This window comes from Rhizobium sp. KNZ2-6A, from assembly GCF_056755475.1.
In genome coordinates, this window is the sequence record NZ_JBNDIC010000025.1 from 38,590 (window position 1) to 55,351 (window position 16,762).

Here is a 16,762-nt window from a genome sequence, read left to right on the forward strand (position 1 = left end):
CCCGTTTTCCCAACGATCGACATCGGAGCTTTCATGTCCGCATCCTTTTACGGCACGCTCGCCGCCGCCGATGCCTATTTCGCCGATCGTGCCAATGCCGGCTGGGCCCTGGCGAGCGACGGCGATCGCCTGGCGGCGCTGGTGCGTGGATCGCAGGCGGTCGACAGCCTCTACGAGCCCAAATTCGGCGGGCGGCGAACCGGGGGCTATGATCAAGCCTTGTCCTGGCCTCGCAGCGAGGCGACGACGGTGAATGGTGAAGTGATCGCCGACGATGCATTGCCGCTGGCCGTCACTTACGCGGCTTACGAGGCGGCGGCGCGCGAGCTTTCCGAACCCGGCAGCCTAACGCCTGTAATTGTCGCGGCCCGTACGGTAAAGCGCGAGAAGGTCGGGCCGTTGGAGACGGAATATGCCGTTGCCGATACGAGCGAGGACTTGATTGCCGGCGCAAAGCCGGTGCTGACCATGCTTGACGGGCTTCTCTACCCACTCCTGCGCCCGGTACTCCCCGGCATTCTGGTGGTGTGATGGCTGCTTTCGATTACGATAGGGCGCGGGTATATAACACCGATGCAGGGGCCGCGAATATCTATGCCCTGGTTTCGACGCCATCCGGTTCGTTGGCATATCCGATTGTGGCCAACACAGCCGCGAAGAACGGGTGGGCACGGTTGCAAGGGCGATACACGGTTCCGAGCGGCTATACCAAGCTATCCATGCTTCTGCAGGTCGAGAAAACGGCCGGCACAGGCAGCTCGTGTTACTGGTCCAAGCCGGTTATGCGCCGGGCTGTGTCGGCAGAGCTGATCGTGGATGGCGCGGTGACGGCAAACAAGATCGCGGTCAACAGCCTGGACGCCATCACCGCCAATCTCGGTGCAGTCAACATCAGCTCTGCCGTCATTGGTTCGTTACAGGTTGGAACGAGCAACATTGCGGCTGGCGCTATAACGCGTGTCGATTCTGCGATTCAGGGCCAGGCGGGCATTAACGTTGGATCTGGCCCCATCCCGATAACGGGGATCACGGCCTATCACGGCACTGGCTCTCCGCCGATTTTGGTCATGTCGTCATTCTCAATGAGCAATAACGGCGTCACCCAGGCTGGCGCCATGACTGAGGTCGAGGTCTATGTTTGGGACAGCGGCAACAATGCCTATACGGCGGTCCTGCCCGTGTCGTTCTACAAATACGGCACCTTCGCACATGCATTCACTTACACGCCACCTGCCGGAGCCAGCTCTACGCAGTTCCGTTTCGACGTGAAGCCGCTTGCCCTTCAAGGAAGCAGTGCGCCGCTCCTCCTTGTCAACAATCGCAGCATCAACGCGCTCACTCTGAAGCGCTGAACCGCAGAAAGGACTGCAGATGTATCGCATAGACAGCATGTATGAACCAATGGTCGAAGCATTGCTCACGACTCGGTCGGAGAATAGGGCTGAGCGCTGGATGGCATGCGCCGCCTTTTGGCTCGGCCGACAGCAGATCTACAATGTTCCGGAATACTGGCAGACACTTGCCGCCAAGATCACTTCGGAGCTGAATGCCGTCGACAAGGATGCCATTCTCGATCAATTGAGCAACAAGGAAGCTGCCTTGGTCGGTTCGGCCGCTGATTGGCCGGAAACACCAGGAAGCCTCGCTGCCATTGCCGCCGGTTGGTCTCCGGAGCCGGCTCCGGTCAATCTCTTCGCTTATGCCGCCTCCAAGCGCTATTCGGTGGAAACGAGCGGCATTGTCATCAACGACATGCGCGTGATGACTGATCGGGCGAGCCAAGCATTGATCACCGGAGCCTACAATTACGTGCAGGCGAATCCCGAAGTAACGGTCAAGTTCAAGACGGCGGCCGGCTTTGTGGAGCTGACGGCGCCACAGATGACTGCGATCGCCAATGCGGTTGGCGCGCATGTACAGGCGAGCTTTGCCGCCGAGGGCGAGGTCAACGGCCGGATCATCTCCGGCGTGATTACTACGAAGGCGGAAATAGACAACTTTGCTTGGCCGTCCAATGGCGCCACGGTGCCTAACGTTTGAGGAGTTCGGAATGTCTACCTATGCAAGCGCTCTGAAGAAGCAAATAGAGCTGTTACAGGGCGAGGTAGAGATCTACACCAACGCGCTGGATCGCCTTGCCGCTCAACTTGCCGAAAGAGAGGCTCAGTTGCGTACCATCGCGCGGCCTATCGAGATCGATGCGTCAGAAATGGTTCAAGCGAGCGAGCTCGGGCAAGAGGTGCGCGAGACCGTCTGATGGAGGGAAAGCCGGGGCCGTTCTTGATTTATACTCGGCTATCTACATGGAAACTAAATCGGGCCTGGCTGTTGGCGTAGCCGGGCTCACCGGCTGACGTTTTCGACAAGCATCGCGTCCGTCCTGTGAAGTGCAACTCTATCTCTTGAAACCGGAATAAAACTCATGAACCACGCGAAGTTCTTCGCGACGGTGCGCTCGTCATTGTTTGGTGGGCGGCTATCGACGAACCAGGTCAATGGCATGGAGACAATCCTTGCGGCATGGGAGACGCAGCCCATCGATCCTCGCTGTCTGGCTTACATGCTGGCGACGACTTATCACGAGACGGATCATACCATGTGTGCCATCTCTGAAAATTTGAACTACTCGGCAGGCGGGTTGCAAGCAACATTTCCGAAGTATTTCAATATCGAGCAGGCGTCTGTTTACTCTCACCAGCCGCGGCGGATTGCCAACCGCGCCTATGCAAACCGAATGGGGAATGGCGACGAAGGCAGTGACGACGGCTGGCGTTACCGTGGCCGCGGCCTTGTGCAGATAACTGGGCGGGACAATTACGCCAAGTATGGCATCGACGATAATCCGGATATGGCGCTTGATGCGCGTAAAGCCGTCGAAATTCTTTTCGACGGCATGATCAATGGCCGCTTCACGGGAAAAAAACTTACCGATTACTTCAGCGCTACAAGTTCCGATTGGATCGGCGCGCGTCGGATTATCAATGGTACGGATCGCGCAGTCGAGATTGCCAGTCTTGCCAAGAAGTTTGCGGCTGCGATCGAGTGTGCCCGATAGATTCGCCTGAAGTTGTTTATGACGAAATATGCCGATGTTCAGTGTCGTTCGGTTTCCAAAAAACTCGAAGTCTCAGCGATATCGTGTCGATGGATCAATCCCGTCAACTCAAAAGGAAAGTAGATGTTCAACACGAATACCTTGCATAATGTACTGAATGTTTTGATTGCCCTCTCGGCATTGATGGTTGCAGTTCTCCTGTCGACGGGCTGCACCCAACTTGCCGACGGCACGTTGGAATGTTCGCAATCCTTCGTCGGCCCGGGCTATACCGCGGGCATTGTCGCGGCACTGAGCACGTTGAAAATCCTCGTCAATATTATGCGAGATGGCGTCGCAGGATTGATAAAGCCGCAGCCGCCCGTTGGCAAATAAAGCCATTTAACCGTTACACGGCCCCATAAATAAGCAGCAAAATTCCAAATTCCGAAAATTGATTGAGAACGACGATGACGATACACGAATTTCTGGATGCGTTGGGCATCAAAGTCGGGGTCGTCATCGCTGGCTTATCTGGCGGCATTCTACGCGGCCTTTCAAGGCGTAGATATACCACACGAGAGATTATTGCCTCGCCGATTTGTGGCGCACTTGCGGCAGCTTATCTCACCGAACCTGCGCTCTTTTACCTGCGGGCCATCAATTGGCCCTTGCCGCCGAAGGATGTCGCGGCCATGAATGCCACCGCTTTCGTCGTCGGTGTATGCGCGATGTGGATTGCCGATCTGGTGTTTGACGCTGTTTCCAGATGGGTGAAAGGAGGCTACCAAACGCGGTAATGATCCGACCGCGCCACCCGAAATCGGATGGACGATGGAGGCAGAAAATCCATTGCGTGTTTCCGATTGATATCCCCTTGGGCGAGCCTATTTTTTGATTTCGTTGAAGGCCAACAAAGTGGGGGAGCGTATGGTTGATTTGTCGGATCGTTTTGCGGTTTCAACGTGGTCTCTGCATCGCGCGCTCGGTTCTACCTATCCTCATAAGCCCAGCGATCGAACAGCTGCGGCCCGTCAATTGACCTACGGGCAGGGAAAAATGGAACTGATCGATGTACCGCAGCAATGCGCTGGTCATGGAGTTTTTCGGCTTGAGATCTGTTCCTTCCATTTGCCAAGTCTCCTTCCGAATTATCTTGCCGATTTTCGTAAGACTGCTGAAAAAGCTGGAGTAAAGGTTCAGACCCTGCTGATTGAAGAAGGGGATCTTAGCGATCCTGAGACAGCGCGGCGCGATGCCGATTGGATGGCCAGCTGGATCGATATTGCCGAGGCTCTCGGCGCGGAAAACATGCGTGTGATAGCCGGAAGGGCTCAGCCGACGGATACAGCTTTGACGCTCGCGGAAAAACATCTGTATCGGCTGGCAGGTCTTTCCGCCGCGGCGGGGGTACGTCTGGTCGTGGAAAACTGGTTTGATCTCTTACCAAGCCCAGTGGAGGTCAACCGACTCCTTGACGCATTGGACAGCAAAGTCGGCCTCAACGGGGATTTCGGCAATTGGGAGCGTGCCGGAAAATACGATGATCTCGCGAAGATCATGGGCCGCGCCGAACTTTGCCATGCAAAGGGGCATTATTCAGCAGCTGGCCTTGATGCCGAGGATTATATTCGTTGCGTCAAGCTTTCCGCTGCGGCCGGTTATCAAGGCCCTTTTACGCTAATTTATGATTCGACGTACCATCGGGACGAATGGTCCGGCATCCTTGAAGAGCGGGACTGCATCGCTAATGCTTTGAAAGATGAGGCGGTAGATCAGAGCTTGCTGTAACTGAAACGATACCACAGCTCTATTCGGTAGATTGTCCCATGTCGCGACTTTGAGGATGGGTACAGAACCTGATCATCAATGAAACTCGTAGTCGTACAGAGCGCCCAGAAGCTGGTCCTGGGTTTGATAACCGGCATTGTAGAGATCGATGGCCACGTTGGCCGCGGACAGGCCCTCCTGGCTTTGCAGTCTTATACTGCGCTCTGAGCACCAGGCGAAGAGTACGCCTGCTAGGACATCAATGTCGTCAGGGTAAAGCGGCGCGTTGACCATCATAGACATTCGCTACACCATTCATTGTTGGAGCTGGTACCAGGTGGGGTGAAGCGAACACTGCTTTGATTTTGGAAATTTGCAACCACCTTCATTGCTCGACGTTAACGCGAGCCTGATACGGAACAGATAGCCTGTCTCTTAATGTAACAAGGGCTCTTTACGGCACATCATTGCAGAGTTTGATGCTCGCCAGGCCGGGCTGTCGGATGTGTAAGCCTGTCCTTTATGTTGTGCGGCGCAAAAAACAAAAGGACGCCGAGCGTAATCGCCAGCGCCACTAGAAGGGATAATACGAGCTTCGGTCTGGAAGGCATCATTGGTGAATTGGATAGGACGCCCTGACTGCGGCTTCGATCAATTCCTCGGCATAAGAAAGTGCCGATGCAGTGTCTTCTCCGTCGAGTTTCAGTTCCCGGCACTTGTGATGCATGGCTCTGCGAATTTGTGCGAGCAATGCAGCATCAATATCGACTTCTCCGTCGTCAAAGACGTGCGTTAACGCAGATTGGGCAACAATTTCTAGAACTGCGACCCTGCCTTCGATTTCACCGAGAGATGGTATTGCGTTCCTCTTTACGTGCTGTTTGCAGTCGCGATGGGTAGTAAGCATTTCGGTCACCTCCTTCACGAAAGAAGATAACTAACGAAAGGAGAAAAAGTTCGGCTGAATTGCTAAAAAAAGCAATTTTTGCAGTGTTCCCTCGCGATGTTTATCAATGATTGGTGTGCCTCCATCTATCATCTCACTTCATGGGGCACAGACTGGGGTCCGACAATACATCAGCGCAATGCGGTGAACGCCGAAAATCATCATAGTAGAGAGTCCAAACCGTAGTATCGGCGGCGCGATATGGGCCGAATTTAAAGTATTGATTCTTCCCGAGCCCATGGTCTGCGTGTCCAATGTGGCCTGTAACCGAGGCAATCCATTTATTGTTAGCGAATATTTCGATATGCCCTGAGCCGTCCGGCCCGGGTTTGCTGTATATAGCGAAGTCAATCCAGCCGGAGGAAGGCGTTGGTAGCTTGTTGCCGCGATTTATTACCTTGATTGCGCTGGTGCAACTGGTGAATTCTCCACCGTCGCCGTCATTCCAATTATCATCCGTCGCTATCAAGGCACGCATCTGATTGCTGTCCGGCCGGAACCAAACAGGAGTTTCGCCGTCACCGCAAATTTCACCATCGCCCTTGAATTTGCCCTTCTTGGTCGGTGCGACGTAGTTGGTTTCCACGGTAGCGAAAAGCTTGCCGTTGTTGAGCCGCAGGGCCAGGAAGGGGCTGAAGTCTCCCTCTGCCTTCGGCCCGATTTCCCGTTTCCATTGCGCAATAAGATAACGATGATCGCCAGACGGGATGGGGTCGGCGAACTTCACGGCAAAGCCGTACCAAACTCCCTGATCGTAGGGTACGCGATATTTGGTACGCTCCCATATCTCCGCTCTTTCGCTGCAATTCGCTTTACCGGGCGGGCAGAATGGTTTGACACTCAGCTTCAGCGCGCCGGTGCCAGTCCGCGTGACCTCCGATTGAAATTCAATCGCCCCCGCTTTCTGTTCGAAGTTATCGCGATAATAAAGATGGCCGGATGGCGCGAAATCCGTTCCGTCGAAGCCGTCATGCAGAACCATCTTCGCTGGGTTGTCAGCCAGCGTTGACGTTGCGGCGCAAGTGCAGGCCAGGATGGCGGGCAGTGCGTATTTTGCATTCATGCAGGAGTATTCCTCTGGCGGGACATTCATACAGCTTTATCAATGACCTGTTCGCTTCCTGCAGGCAAGCGAGAGCTGCGCGGCTTCAAGGCAACATTGATGGTTCGCCAACTCACTTCCAATCAAATCCACGAGAACCACAACCTATTAATGTGATGATTGACGGTGCTACTTTAACCGCATGTTAGACGCTTTGCGGTTCATATCTCCAGAGATTGGGCTTGGTTGCGGCTATCAGCGCCCCGGACATGATCGTTCGCCGCCGCAACTTCAACGACGTTTTGATGCCGGTCATGAGACGAACCGGCTAAGGGTCGCTGTTGGGGACCGTCTTTGGCAAATGAGGATGCAGAGCTGGCCATAAGTGAGGTCAGACGACGACGAAAGATCGTTATTCTAACGTCGCACGCGTTTCTGCGCGGCTACCGCAAGGCGTCGATCCACTTCATCGCGTCTTGCTGGGCCGAGCAGGGATATAAGGTCGATTTTGTTACCATAGGACACAGCTGGCTGACCCTGTTTAAGGACCGTCCACGCTTTCGCGCGCTATCCCAATATCAGGCGAACCGATTTCAGGTCATCGCCGCTAATCTGCGAGCAGGTGCTTATCTTCCACCATTCCATGCCTTCAGCTCCAGCAACCGCTTTCTGAATGCAGCAAATGCGGGATTCTTTCGGCTCTATGGAAGCTATCTCCCGCCTTTTGCACGGCGCGCAATCGCCGATGCAGATCTGATAGTGATCGAAAGCGGTTCGGCACTCGCATTCTTTAACAGGGTCAAAAGGCTGAACTCGAAAGCACGCACCTTATATTTTTGCCGCGACCTGCTGCGCAGCATAGGCGCAGCACCAGTGCTGCAAGAGATTCAAGCCGCTCAGATTGGATGCTTCGACACGGTTTGCGTTCCTTCGGAAAGGCTGGGAGCGATGCTGCCACCGGGCGGGCGTGTGCGTGTCATTCCTCAAGGTGTCGACGCCACGCTTTTTGATCGCGAGCAGCCGTCGCCATATCGGCCCGGCAGCCGCAATGCGATTTCCATCGGCAATATGCTCTTTGACCAGGCTTCCGTCGCTGCTATGGCAGTGACTGCTCCCCATGTGAATTTTCACGTCTTTGGCGCAGCATGGAGTGGCTGGGTTCAGCCAAATATCACGATCTACGGCGAGCGGGATTTCGAAAACATCGTTCCTTATCTGCAGCATGCGGATTTTGGTATTGCGCCTTATCGACTCACGGCAGATGAAGTTTATCTCGCCGAATCAAGCCTGAAGCTCGCACAATACAGCTATTGCGGCTTGCCGATCCTGCTGCCAGATCTTGTTCCCTTTAAACGTGCCAACGGCATTCCATATCGTCTTCACGGCGAAGTTGCCTGGCGAGAGAAGATCGACACGGCACTGGCGATGCGCCGATCGCCGGCTTTCCGCGATGGGATAATGACCTGGGACGAGGTTGCACGGCAGACTTTGGCCACCGTCTTTGAAGCGCAGTGATTTCTTCAGCCCGGCGCGAGGAAGTTGAGCAGTTTGTCGGCGAATGGACGTGATGCGCTCGGAAACTTCGCAACCGCCGTATCCATCAAAATCTGCACATCTTCGGGCGTAACCAAGCGCAAAAAGCGGATTGCCAGCAGGTAGGCGATTGCCCCGGCGGGAATGGCGACCACAAGCGCGGCAAGCCCATCAAGGCTGTAAACACCGAGACCTGCGGCGCTCGCGCAAACAAGAGCTGCGAGCATCGTTTTTACCAAGGCTGTGATAGGGACAGCCACGCGGACATATTTCCAAGCCGTCCAGCCGAGCAGCGCAAACGTCAATATGACGATCATTGCTCGAGCAAGAGCAGCACCCTCAAGCCCAAACAAGGGCACAAGAACGGTCAGCAACAATATCGTCGATATGCCGCTTGCAATCTGTATGCGCAGCAAAACAGCGCTGCGCCCGGAAGCGCCGATTATACCCCACGGGATTACGGACATGCCGGCGAGCCAGACAAAGGCCAGCAGGGTGGCCGCTGCCGGAATGGCAGGCTCAAAGGCATCGCCGAAGATCAGCGGCAAAAGCTCGGGCGTGATGATTGCGCCGCCGAGGCTGATCGGCAGCATGACCAGTGCGACGACGCGGATCACACGCTCATATGCCGCATCAAGCGCCTGCTGGTCATTTCGCGCATGTGCCTCGGTGAAATTGACGATCAATGCCGGCGATATCTGGAGCATGACCTGTTCAATGAGCCCGGCCAGGCCGAGGCCCGCCGCGAAATAGCCAATGCTGGTCGGAGAGAGAAAGATACCGAGAAAAAGGAACTCTATGCGCGAGAGAACGAGGATCTCGATGAGATCGCTAAGCCACATATATCGACCATAGCGTAGCATTTCCGGTGTCAGCGCGTTCCGCGAGTATTTTGAGGCGGGATCGATATAGCTCCGCAATTTCAACGCTTGCGGCAGATAGCGGGCGACATAGCCGATCAAGGCGCCAGTCGGGCCTAGCAGCCAGGCTCCGGCGAAGACGAGCGGAACTTGCATCGCTCCGCCCAGCAAAGTCGTACGGGCCGTTTGACCGAAACGGTTTCTTCCACGCGCCACGGCGGTCGAGAATACATGGAACGCATAGCTCAGGAACAAGAGCCCGGTGATCAGCCAGAACCAGGCATGTCGTGCATCGCGGTGAATGTAAGTGATTGCGGCAAAGAGAAGAATAGCCGCGGTGATCATGCCGATGGAGATGAGAAAGCTGCGCAGCGCCGTACGGACTAATGTTTTCCATGCGTCGCCATTGCCCGAGAGGCTGCCTGCGTTGCGCAGCAAGGTTTGAGGCAGGCCCATGTCCGCCAGCGCTGCAGCTGCCGTCGCAACCCATATCGCATAGGCGACCTTGCCCGATCCGGCAGGGCCGAGCAAGCGGGCGGCGATGACGCTGCTTGCAAAGCCCGCAGCCAGCGAAATGGATGTTGCAGCCAGGCTGATCAGTGAGCTTCTAAGAAGATTGGATGCAGACGTGCTCATGGTCATCTACCTTGAAGGCCGACGCATAACCTTGTGTTAAAGGCGGGCTGATAGTTTTCACTTGCGTTCTAGTTGAAATTTGAGATGGCCACCATGATAGATCGCGCCGGTGAGCGGGATGGATTTCTCATTCCGGGATATCTGCATAAGGGATTGCGCGAGCGGATGCACAATCTTCTGTGGCGGCTTATGTCGCCTTTGCCGGACAGCACTTACTGTGCTCTGAAATATCGTGCCATCCGCGGCAAGTTCCCCAATTTGACATCACCTCAAACCTTTACCGAGAAGGTGCAGGCGCGGAAACTCTATGATCGCAATCCTCTCTTTCCACGCTTTGTCGACAAGGCCGACGCCAAGCTGCTGATTGCGGAACGGGTTGGCAGCCAATATGTCATTCCCACGCTTTGGGTTGGGACCGACCTGGCTTCTGTCGATTGGTCGGAAATTTCGTTGCCTGCCGTTGTCAAGCCAACCCATGCAAGTGGTGTGGGACGATTTCTTTATGGAGAGGCAGATGTGGATCGGCTTCTCAAGAATGATCCCTCGGCCGAATGGCGATCGATCGATCATGCTTCCTACAATAGGGAATGGGCTTACAGCCAATTGGAGCGTCGCATTCTTATAGAAAGCATGCTTCTCGTGGATGGCCGAGTTCCCTGGGATTATCGGCTCTTTACTTTCAACGGCAAGGTTTCACATATCGAGATCGACATCCGTGAGGGTGGTCGAGGCTATTCCTGCAACTATACACCCCACTGGCAGAAGCTGCCGTTTTACGATCCGGATTATCTTGGCCTTTATCCAGGGGAAGTTGCGCGCCCGCCGCGGCTGGATGAAATGATCCATGTCGCGGAAACCGTGGCGCATGATATCGATTTCGTTCGTGTCGATCTCTATACGTCCGCGGAGTGGCTCCGCGTGGGCGAATTGACCTTCTATCCAGGCGGAGGCTTTGAGGCGTTTGAGCCGGACGAGTACGATCTCTTAATCGGTCAGAAATGGCGGCTAGGTTTTGAAGTCCCAAAGAGATAGGTGGACAAATCGCGTTCTCCGCGTTTGATAGGCCGATCCATTTTCAGGAAAGGCTTTCCATGACGATCGACCAGGACCTTGCTCGCATCGAGCTTCAAGAGGAAACGCTGCGTTTCGACGCTTTCGATCTTTCGACCGCCTGGGTGCTCGGCAAGCTGCTGCGTGATCTGGCCAGCGAGCGCAATCTGGGCGTTGCCATCGACATTACCCTGCATTCGATGCCGGTTTTCTATATCGCCTTGCCCGGTTCCACCCCCGATAATTCCAACTGGATTCGCCGAAAGCGTAACATGGTCCTGCGCTATTTTCGCAGCAGCTATGCCAGCGCCTTGCGGCTCCAGCAGCAGGGGAAAACGATCGAGGACAATGGGCTTTCGAGCGCCGAATATGCGGCATCCGGCGGTAGCTTCCCCATTTTCGTCAATGGCACCGGCTGCATCGGCGCAGTCACCGTTTCGGGCATTCCGCAGCGTGAGGACCACAATCTCGTTGTCGAGGCGTTGGCTTTGACACTTGGCCACGAACTTCACAATCTCAACCTCGCCTAGAAGGCTGAGGCGGCGCGCCGGGCTCGAGCCGCGCGCCGCTGCCAATCTCAGATTTTGCCGCCAGCCTCGGCGATGACTTTGGTCAGGCTGCCCGTTGCCGGGAAGAGGGGGATCAGGCACGCCTGCAAGGCGTGGTAAATATCGCCCTTGCCCGGGAAAAGTGTGTGAGCCGGAACGAGACCTTCCGTCAGCTCTTCATGCCAGCCGCTGTTGGTGTGATCTATGAAAGCCCGACCGATCACGCTCCAAATCTTACGATAGCTTTCCTCGTGGAAGTCGCTCGGAATGTGTTCATTCAAATAATGGGCGGCACCTGCGCCTTCGCAAGCAGGCCACCAGAGCTTGTTGCGTTTGGCGGGCGTATCTTCCCAATCGAGTGTGTAGAAGAAGCCGCCTTTTTCGTTGTCCCAGCCCAGAGACATAGATTGTGAGAAGAGACCTTTGGCCGCGTCCGGCATCCAGTTGTGACGCTTTTCCCCCAGCGACCAAAGCTGCAGGATAAGTCGCGCCCATTCCAGCCAATGCCCCGGCGTCGTGCCTGACGGGCGGAACATTTCATTGCCGCGATAATCCTTGTCGAGCACCCAATCGACATTGAAGTGCTCGGCAACCCGCCAGCCAACGGATCCCGCCGAGCGCCGGATAACAAGATCCGCGATACTTTCGGCCTTGTCGAGATACGCTTTTTCGCCGGTAGCCTCGAAGGCAGCCATCAGCGCTTCCGTCAGATGCATGTTGGAATTCTGGCCGCGATAGCTGCCGCCGTCGATCAGCGACCAATCCTGATTGAATTCCTCGGCAATCGCCCCGTGCTTTGCCTCCCAGAACTTCGTATTCAGAATTTCGGTAACGTCGGCAAGCATGCCGTCGGCCAGAGGATGGCCGATCGTCTTGGCGGAAGATGCTGCAAGCAGCACGAAAGCGTGACCATAGCCTTGCTTGCTGGAGTCGACGGGGCCATCATTGTTCAGCGACCAGACATAGCCGCCTTGCTTGGTGTCACGATGATGGTTCCATAGATAATTCATTCCATGGTCGACAATCTCGTTCGCGCCGGGACGACCAAGCAGTGATGCGATAGAGAAGCAATGCACCATGCGTGCCGTCGAGTGGATACCGCGCACAGGATTGCTCTTATCCAGCGGTTTGCCGGCATCGTCCATGTCGTAGAAGCCGCCCTTGGGGTTGACGGCGCGATACTGGAAGAAATTGAAAAGGGCATCGGCCTGATCGAGCAGCCAGCGCCTGTGGTAGGTGCGGGTACTCCAGTTTCCGAGCGCCGCGGGTTCAACCTGTATGTTCATGCCGTCCTCCTTGGATTTTCTTCTGAAAGCCGTATAGCGCCGCCCGAAAGCGCTGTCATGGCGTTATCGGATGAAACTGTGTCGCTACCCCGCGTCGTCCATGGTCGGGCGGCAATTCGTCCGGTCTGTCTTTTCCTGAAAGAACAAAACTATAGAAGAGGCATGCTTGCGCTATGCTGAACATGAGCGTAGATATGTTGACATAAAGATATCTTTATGTGATCTGATTGCGGAGTCGCAATCAGGCCAGAGGAATTCGCTTATGTTTGACAATCTTTTTGGTTCGGAAACAGCGAAGCGCGGCGGCAGCGAGATATTCGAGGCCTTGCGAAAGGCGGCGAGCGAACGAATCCTCGTGCTTGATGGCGCCATGGGTACGCAGATCCAGGGTCTCGGCTTCGACGAAGATCAGTTTCGCGGGCATCGGTTCATCGGCTGCGCGTGCCACCAGAAGGGCAATAACGACCTCCTCATCCTGACGCAGCCCGATGCGATTGAAGACATTCATTATCGCTATGCCAAGGCCGGTGCGGACATTCTCGAGACCAACACCTTCTCCTCCACCAGCATTGCGCAGGCGGATTACCAGATGGAAGGCGCGGTCTACGACCTCAACAAGGAGGGCGCCGAGATCGTCCGCCGCGCGGCGATCCGCGCCGAGCGCGAGGATGGCAAGCGCCGTTTCGTTGCCGGTGCCATCGGTCCGACCAATCGCACGGCTTCGATCTCTCCCGACGTCAATAATCCCGGCTATCGTGCTGTCAGCTTTGATGATCTGCGCCTGGCCTATGGCGAGCAGATCGATGGTCTGATCGATGGCGGCGCTGACATCATCCTGATCGAGACGATCTTCGATACGCTGAACGCCAAGGCGGCGATCTTTGCCTGCGAGGAGCGCTTCGAGGCCAAGGGCATCCATTTGCCTGTCATGATTTCAGGTACGATCACCGATCTCTCCGGCCGCACGCTATCCGGTCAAACTCCTTCGGCGTTCTGGAATTCCGTGCGCCATGCCAGCCCCTTTACCGTCGGCCTCAACTGTGCGCTCGGCGCCAATGCCATGCGACCGCATCTGCAGGAGCTTTCGGCCGCTGCGGATACCTTCATCTGCGCTTATCCGAACGCCGGTTTGCCAAACGAATTCGGCCAGTACGATGAAATGCCCGAGATGATGGCGGCGCAGGTCGAAGAATTTGCGCGCGAAGGACTCGTCAATATCGTTGGCGGCTGCTGCGGTTCCACGCCTGAGCATATCGCCGCGATCGCTCAGGCGGTCTCCAAGTATCCGCCGCGCAAGCTCGCCGAGCATCGTCCGTTCATGGCGCTTTCCGGCTTGGAGCCTTTCGAACTCAGCAAGGACATTCCTTTCGTCAACGTCGGCGAGCGCACGAACGTCACCGGCTCGGCGAAGTTCCGCAAGCTGATCACCAATGCCGATTATACGGCAGCGCTTGCCGTCGCCCGCGACCAGGTCGAGAACGGCGCGCAGGTCATTGACATCAACATGGATGAGGGCCTGATCGATTCCGAGAAGGCGATGGTGGAATTCCTCAATCTCATCGCCGCCGAACCGGATATCGCCCGCGTTCCCGTGATGATCGACAGTTCAAAGTTCTCGATCATCGAGGCTGGTCTGAAATGCGTGCAGGGCAAGCCGATCGTCAATTCCATCTCTCTGAAGGAAGGCGAGGAGAACTTCCTCAAGCAGGCTCGATTGATGCGCATGTATGGCGCGGCCGTCGTCGTCATGGCGTTCGATGAACAGGGTCAGGCAGACAGCTATGAGCGCAAGGTCGAGATCTGCTCGCGGGCCTACAAGCTGCTGACGGAAGTGGCGGGCCTGTCGCCGGAAGACATCATCTTCGATCCGAACATCTTCGCGGTCGCGACCGGTATCGAAGAACACAATAATTACGGCGTCGACTTCATCGAGGCGACGCGGACGATCCGGAAGAGGATGCCGCTGGTTCATATTTCCGGCGGCGTGTCGAACCTGTCCTTCTCGTTTCGCGGCAATGAACCTGTCCGCGAGGCCATGCATGCCGTGTTCCTCTACCACGCCATTCAGGCGGGCATGGACATGGGCATCGTCAATGCCGGTCAGCTTGCGGTTTACGACAATATCGATCCGGAACTGCGGGAAGCATGCGAAGACGTCGTCCTCAACCGCCGACCTGACGGCACGGAGCGCCTGCTCGAGATCGCTGAGCGCTTCCGAGGCGCTGGCGGCAAGGAGGCCAAGGCGCAGGATCTTTCCTGGCGTGAATGGCCGGTCGAGAAACGGCTCGAACATGCGCTGGTCAATGGCATTACCGAATATATCGAAGCCGATACCGAGGAAGCGCGTCAGTCTGCCGAGCGGCCATTGCATGTGATCGAAGGGCCTTTAATGGCCGGCATGAATGTCGTTGGCGATCTTTTCGGTTCGGGCAAGATGTTTCTGCCGCAGGTGGTGAAGTCCGCCCGTGTGATGAAGCAGGCTGTTGCCGTTCTGCTGCCTTATATGGAAGCCGAAAAGCTTGCCAATGGCGGTAGCGGTGAGCGGCAGTCGTCCGGAAAAGTGCTGATGGCGACCGTCAAGGGCGATGTTCACGATATCGGCAAGAACATCGTCGGCGTCGTTCTTGCCTGCAACAACTACGAAATCATCGATCTCGGTGTCATGGTGCCGGCGACGAAAATCCTGGAAACGGCGGTTGCCCAGAAGGTCGATATCATTGGCCTCTCCGGATTGATCACGCCGTCCCTGGACGAGATGGTGCATGTCGCTTCCGAGATGGAACGGCAGGGATTCGATATTCCACTGCTGATCGGCGGCGCTACCACCAGCCGTGTTCATACCGCGGTGAAGATCCATCCAAGCTATCATCGCGGGCAAACGGTCTACGTTACGGATGCGAGCCGCGCTGTCGGCGTCGTATCCGCCTTGCTGTCACACGAAGCGCGCCAAGGCTATATCGATACCGTTCAAGCTGAGTATTCCAAGGTCGCTGCCGCGCATGCGCGCAGCGAGGCCGAGAAGGTACGCTTGCCGATCGCAAGGGCGCGCGAGAATGCCGAGAAAGTGGATTGGTCGAGCTACAAGCCCGTCAGGCCACAGTTCTTCGGAACCAAGGTATTCGAGAGCTACGATCTTGCCGAGCTGGCGAAATATATCGATTGGACGCCGTTCTTCCAGACCTGGGAGCTGAAGGGTCGTTTCCCAGCGATTCTGGAGGATGAGAAGCAGGGCGAAGCGGCTCGGCAGCTCTATGGCGATGCGCAGGCGATGCTGGAGAAGATCATCGCAGAGAACTGGTTCCGCCCGCGCGCAGTCATCGGCTTCTGGCCGGCGGGGGCGGTCGGCGACGATATCAGGCTATTTACGGACGAAAGCCGCAGCGAGGAGCTTGCGACTTTCTACACGCTGCGTCAGCAGCTGTCGAAGCGCGATGGCCGACCGAACGTGGCCCTATCGGACTTCGTAGCACCTGTTACCAGCGGTGTCGGCGATTATGTCGGTGGCTTCGTCGTCACGGCTGGCATCGAGGAAGTGGCCATCGCCGAGCGTTTCGAACGGGCGAATGACGATTATTCGTCTATCCTCGTCAAGGCACTGGCGGACCGCTTTGCGGAAGCTTTCGCCGAGCGGATGCACGAGCGGGTGCGGCGGGAGTTCTGGGGTTATGCTGCCGACGAAAACTTTTCGAGCGAGGAACTCGTTCTTGAAACCTACGCCGGTATTCGACCGGCGCCTGGCTATCCCGCGCAGCCTGACCATACCGAGAAGGATACGCTTTTCCGTCTGCTGGATGCGGAAGCGACGACTGGCGTGACGCTGACGGAAAGCTACGCCATGTGGCCGGGCTCGTCCGTTTCAGGCATCTATATCGGCCATCCGTCCTCCTACTATTTCGGTGTTGCCAAGATCGAACGCGATCAGGTCGAAGATTATGCCGCCCGCAAGGGCATGCCGGTGGCCGAGGTGGAACGTTGGCTGGGTCCCGTTCTCAACTATGTACCTGAGAAGCGTGACGCGGCCGCCTGATCGCGAACTGTTTCAATGACTTGAACTGCT

The 16,762-nt window shown here is 56.2% G+C and carries 17 protein-coding genes; 12 read left to right on the forward strand and 5 right to left on the reverse strand.

The genetic code is table 11. The features are described 5' to 3' along the window. Window positions 1–33: 33 nt before the first annotated feature. The 8 genes from ACPYOP_RS18100 (at window position 34) to ACPYOP_RS18135 (ending at window position 4,825) form a co-directional block, all read left to right on the forward strand. A complete protein-coding gene (locus ACPYOP_RS18100) occupies window positions 34–531 on the forward strand; it encodes a DnaT-like ssDNA-binding protein (protein WP_481411749.1) in 498 nt (165 codons plus the stop codon). Beyond that, window positions 531–1,352, forward strand: coding sequence for a hypothetical protein (locus ACPYOP_RS18105; RefSeq protein ID WP_481411750.1), 822 nt, complete (start codon window positions 531–533; stop codon window positions 1,350–1,352). The genes ACPYOP_RS18100 and ACPYOP_RS18105 overlap by 1 nt, the downstream gene beginning before the upstream one ends. A gap of 100 nt (window positions 1,353–1,452) precedes the next feature. Then, the gene (locus ACPYOP_RS18110) at window positions 1,453–2,040 is read left to right on the forward strand and encodes a DUF4376 domain-containing protein (protein ID WP_481411751.1); all 588 of its coding nucleotides are present in this window, start codon (window positions 1,453–1,455) and stop codon (window positions 2,038–2,040) included. A gap of 10 nt (window positions 2,041–2,050) precedes the next feature. Beyond that, on the forward strand, window positions 2,051–2,257 hold the full coding sequence (locus tag ACPYOP_RS18115) for a hypothetical protein (protein ID WP_481411752.1): 207 nt from the start codon (window positions 2,051–2,053) through the stop codon (window positions 2,255–2,257). Window positions 2,258–2,422: 165 nt separating this feature from the next. Beyond that, complete coding sequence (locus tag ACPYOP_RS18120; RefSeq protein WP_481411753.1) at window positions 2,423–3,055, forward strand: hypothetical protein; 633 nt, start codon at window positions 2,423–2,425, stop codon at window positions 3,053–3,055. A gap of 123 nt (window positions 3,056–3,178) precedes the next feature. Further along, window positions 3,179–3,430, forward strand: coding sequence for a hypothetical protein (locus tag ACPYOP_RS18125; protein WP_481411754.1), 252 nt, complete (start codon window positions 3,179–3,181; stop codon window positions 3,428–3,430). A gap of 74 nt (window positions 3,431–3,504) precedes the next feature. Then, entirely contained in the window at window positions 3,505–3,834 is a 330-nt protein-coding gene (locus ACPYOP_RS18130; RefSeq protein WP_481411755.1) for a hypothetical protein, read from the forward strand. A gap of 130 nt (window positions 3,835–3,964) precedes the next feature. Beyond that, a complete protein-coding gene (locus ACPYOP_RS18135) occupies window positions 3,965–4,825 on the forward strand; it encodes a sugar phosphate isomerase/epimerase family protein (protein WP_481411756.1) in 861 nt (286 codons plus the stop codon). Between the two features lie 75 nt (window positions 4,826–4,900). On the opposite strand, the gene ACPYOP_RS18140 is transcribed toward ACPYOP_RS18135, so the two are convergent. From ACPYOP_RS18140 to ACPYOP_RS18150, 3 genes are all read right to left on the reverse strand, one after another. After that, complete coding sequence (locus ACPYOP_RS18140; RefSeq protein ID WP_481411757.1) at window positions 4,901–5,107, reverse strand: hypothetical protein; 207 nt, start codon at window positions 5,105–5,107, stop codon at window positions 4,901–4,903. 307 nt (window positions 5,108–5,414) lie between these two features. Then, entirely contained in the window at window positions 5,415–5,711 is a 297-nt protein-coding gene (locus tag ACPYOP_RS18145) for a hypothetical protein (protein WP_481411758.1), read from the reverse strand. Between the two features lie 133 nt (window positions 5,712–5,844). Next, window positions 5,845–6,813, reverse strand: a complete 969-nt coding sequence (locus ACPYOP_RS18150; RefSeq protein WP_481411759.1) for a polysaccharide lyase family 20 protein — start codon at window positions 6,811–6,813, stop codon at window positions 5,845–5,847. 333 nt (window positions 6,814–7,146) lie between these two features. Between ACPYOP_RS18150 and ACPYOP_RS18155 the strand changes: the two genes are divergently transcribed. Beyond that, a complete protein-coding gene (locus tag ACPYOP_RS18155; RefSeq protein WP_481411760.1) occupies window positions 7,147–8,307 on the forward strand; it encodes a GumK N-terminal domain-containing glycosyltransferase in 1,161 nt (386 codons plus the stop codon). 5 nt (window positions 8,308–8,312) lie between these two features. Here the strand turns inward: ACPYOP_RS18155 and ACPYOP_RS18160 are convergent, their stop codons facing one another. Beyond that, window positions 8,313–9,821: an oligosaccharide flippase family protein gene (locus ACPYOP_RS18160; RefSeq protein ID WP_481411761.1), complete on the reverse strand. Its 1,509-nt coding sequence runs from the start codon at window positions 9,819–9,821 to the stop codon at window positions 8,313–8,315. An 84-nt stretch (window positions 9,822–9,905) separates the two neighbouring features. Between ACPYOP_RS18160 and ACPYOP_RS18165 the strand changes: the two genes are divergently transcribed. Both ACPYOP_RS18165 and ACPYOP_RS18170 read left to right on the forward strand, forming a co-directional pair. After that, window positions 9,906–10,853 carry an ATP-grasp fold amidoligase family protein gene (locus ACPYOP_RS18165; RefSeq protein WP_481411762.1) on the forward strand — a complete coding sequence of 316 codons (948 nt, stop codon included), beginning with the start codon at window positions 9,906–9,908 and terminating at the stop codon, window positions 10,851–10,853. A 59-nt stretch (window positions 10,854–10,912) separates the two neighbouring features. Next, complete coding sequence (locus tag ACPYOP_RS18170; RefSeq protein ID WP_481411763.1) at window positions 10,913–11,401, forward strand: heme-degrading domain-containing protein; 489 nt, start codon at window positions 10,913–10,915, stop codon at window positions 11,399–11,401. A 47-nt stretch (window positions 11,402–11,448) separates the two neighbouring features. On the opposite strand, the gene ACPYOP_RS18175 is transcribed toward ACPYOP_RS18170, so the two are convergent. Beyond that, window positions 11,449–12,705, reverse strand: coding sequence for an AGE family epimerase/isomerase (locus ACPYOP_RS18175; protein WP_481411764.1), 1,257 nt, complete (start codon window positions 12,703–12,705; stop codon window positions 11,449–11,451). A gap of 262 nt (window positions 12,706–12,967) precedes the next feature. Between ACPYOP_RS18175 and metH the strand changes: the two genes are divergently transcribed. Further along, complete coding sequence (gene metH, locus ACPYOP_RS18180) at window positions 12,968–16,732, forward strand: methionine synthase (protein ID WP_481411765.1); 3,765 nt, start codon at window positions 12,968–12,970, stop codon at window positions 16,730–16,732. The last annotated feature ends 30 nt before the right edge of the window (window positions 16,733–16,762 follow it).

What these genes read in the sequence shown, in the direction of transcription:
- ACPYOP_RS18100 (WP_481411749.1), top strand. Translation starts at nt 34, where the DNA reads ATGTCCGCATCCTTTTACGGCACGCTCGCCGCCGCCGATGCCTATTTC.
- ACPYOP_RS18105 (WP_481411750.1), top strand. Translation starts at nt 531, where the DNA reads ATGGCTGCTTTCGATTACGATAGGGCGCGGGTATATAACACCGATGCA.
- ACPYOP_RS18110 (WP_481411751.1), top strand. Translation starts at nt 1,453, where the DNA reads ATGGCATGCGCCGCCTTTTGGCTCGGCCGACAGCAGATCTACAATGTT.
- ACPYOP_RS18115 (WP_481411752.1), top strand. Translation starts at nt 2,051, where the DNA reads ATGTCTACCTATGCAAGCGCTCTGAAGAAGCAAATAGAGCTGTTACAG.
- ACPYOP_RS18120 (WP_481411753.1), top strand. Translation starts at nt 2,423, where the DNA reads ATGAACCACGCGAAGTTCTTCGCGACGGTGCGCTCGTCATTGTTTGGT.
- ACPYOP_RS18125 (WP_481411754.1), top strand. Translation starts at nt 3,179, where the DNA reads ATGTTCAACACGAATACCTTGCATAATGTACTGAATGTTTTGATTGCC.
- ACPYOP_RS18130 (WP_481411755.1), top strand. Translation starts at nt 3,505, where the DNA reads ATGACGATACACGAATTTCTGGATGCGTTGGGCATCAAAGTCGGGGTC.
- ACPYOP_RS18135 (WP_481411756.1), top strand. Translation starts at nt 3,965, where the DNA reads ATGGTTGATTTGTCGGATCGTTTTGCGGTTTCAACGTGGTCTCTGCAT.
- ACPYOP_RS18140 (WP_481411757.1), bottom strand. Translation starts at nt 5,107, where the DNA reads ATGTCTATGATGGTCAACGCGCCGCTTTACCCTGACGACATTGATGTC.
- ACPYOP_RS18145 (WP_481411758.1), bottom strand. Translation starts at nt 5,711, where the DNA reads ATGCTTACTACCCATCGCGACTGCAAACAGCACGTAAAGAGGAACGCA.
- ACPYOP_RS18150 (WP_481411759.1), bottom strand. Translation starts at nt 6,813, where the DNA reads ATGAATGCAAAATACGCACTGCCCGCCATCCTGGCCTGCACTTGCGCC.
- ACPYOP_RS18160 (WP_481411761.1), bottom strand. Translation starts at nt 9,821, where the DNA reads ATGAGCACGTCTGCATCCAATCTTCTTAGAAGCTCACTGATCAGCCTG.
- ACPYOP_RS18165 (WP_481411762.1), top strand. Translation starts at nt 9,906, where the DNA reads ATGGCCACCATGATAGATCGCGCCGGTGAGCGGGATGGATTTCTCATT.
- ACPYOP_RS18170 (WP_481411763.1), top strand. Translation starts at nt 10,913, where the DNA reads ATGACGATCGACCAGGACCTTGCTCGCATCGAGCTTCAAGAGGAAACG.
- ACPYOP_RS18175 (WP_481411764.1), bottom strand. Translation starts at nt 12,705, where the DNA reads ATGAACATACAGGTTGAACCCGCGGCGCTCGGAAACTGGAGTACCCGC.
- metH (WP_481411765.1), top strand. Translation starts at nt 12,968, where the DNA reads ATGTTTGACAATCTTTTTGGTTCGGAAACAGCGAAGCGCGGCGGCAGC.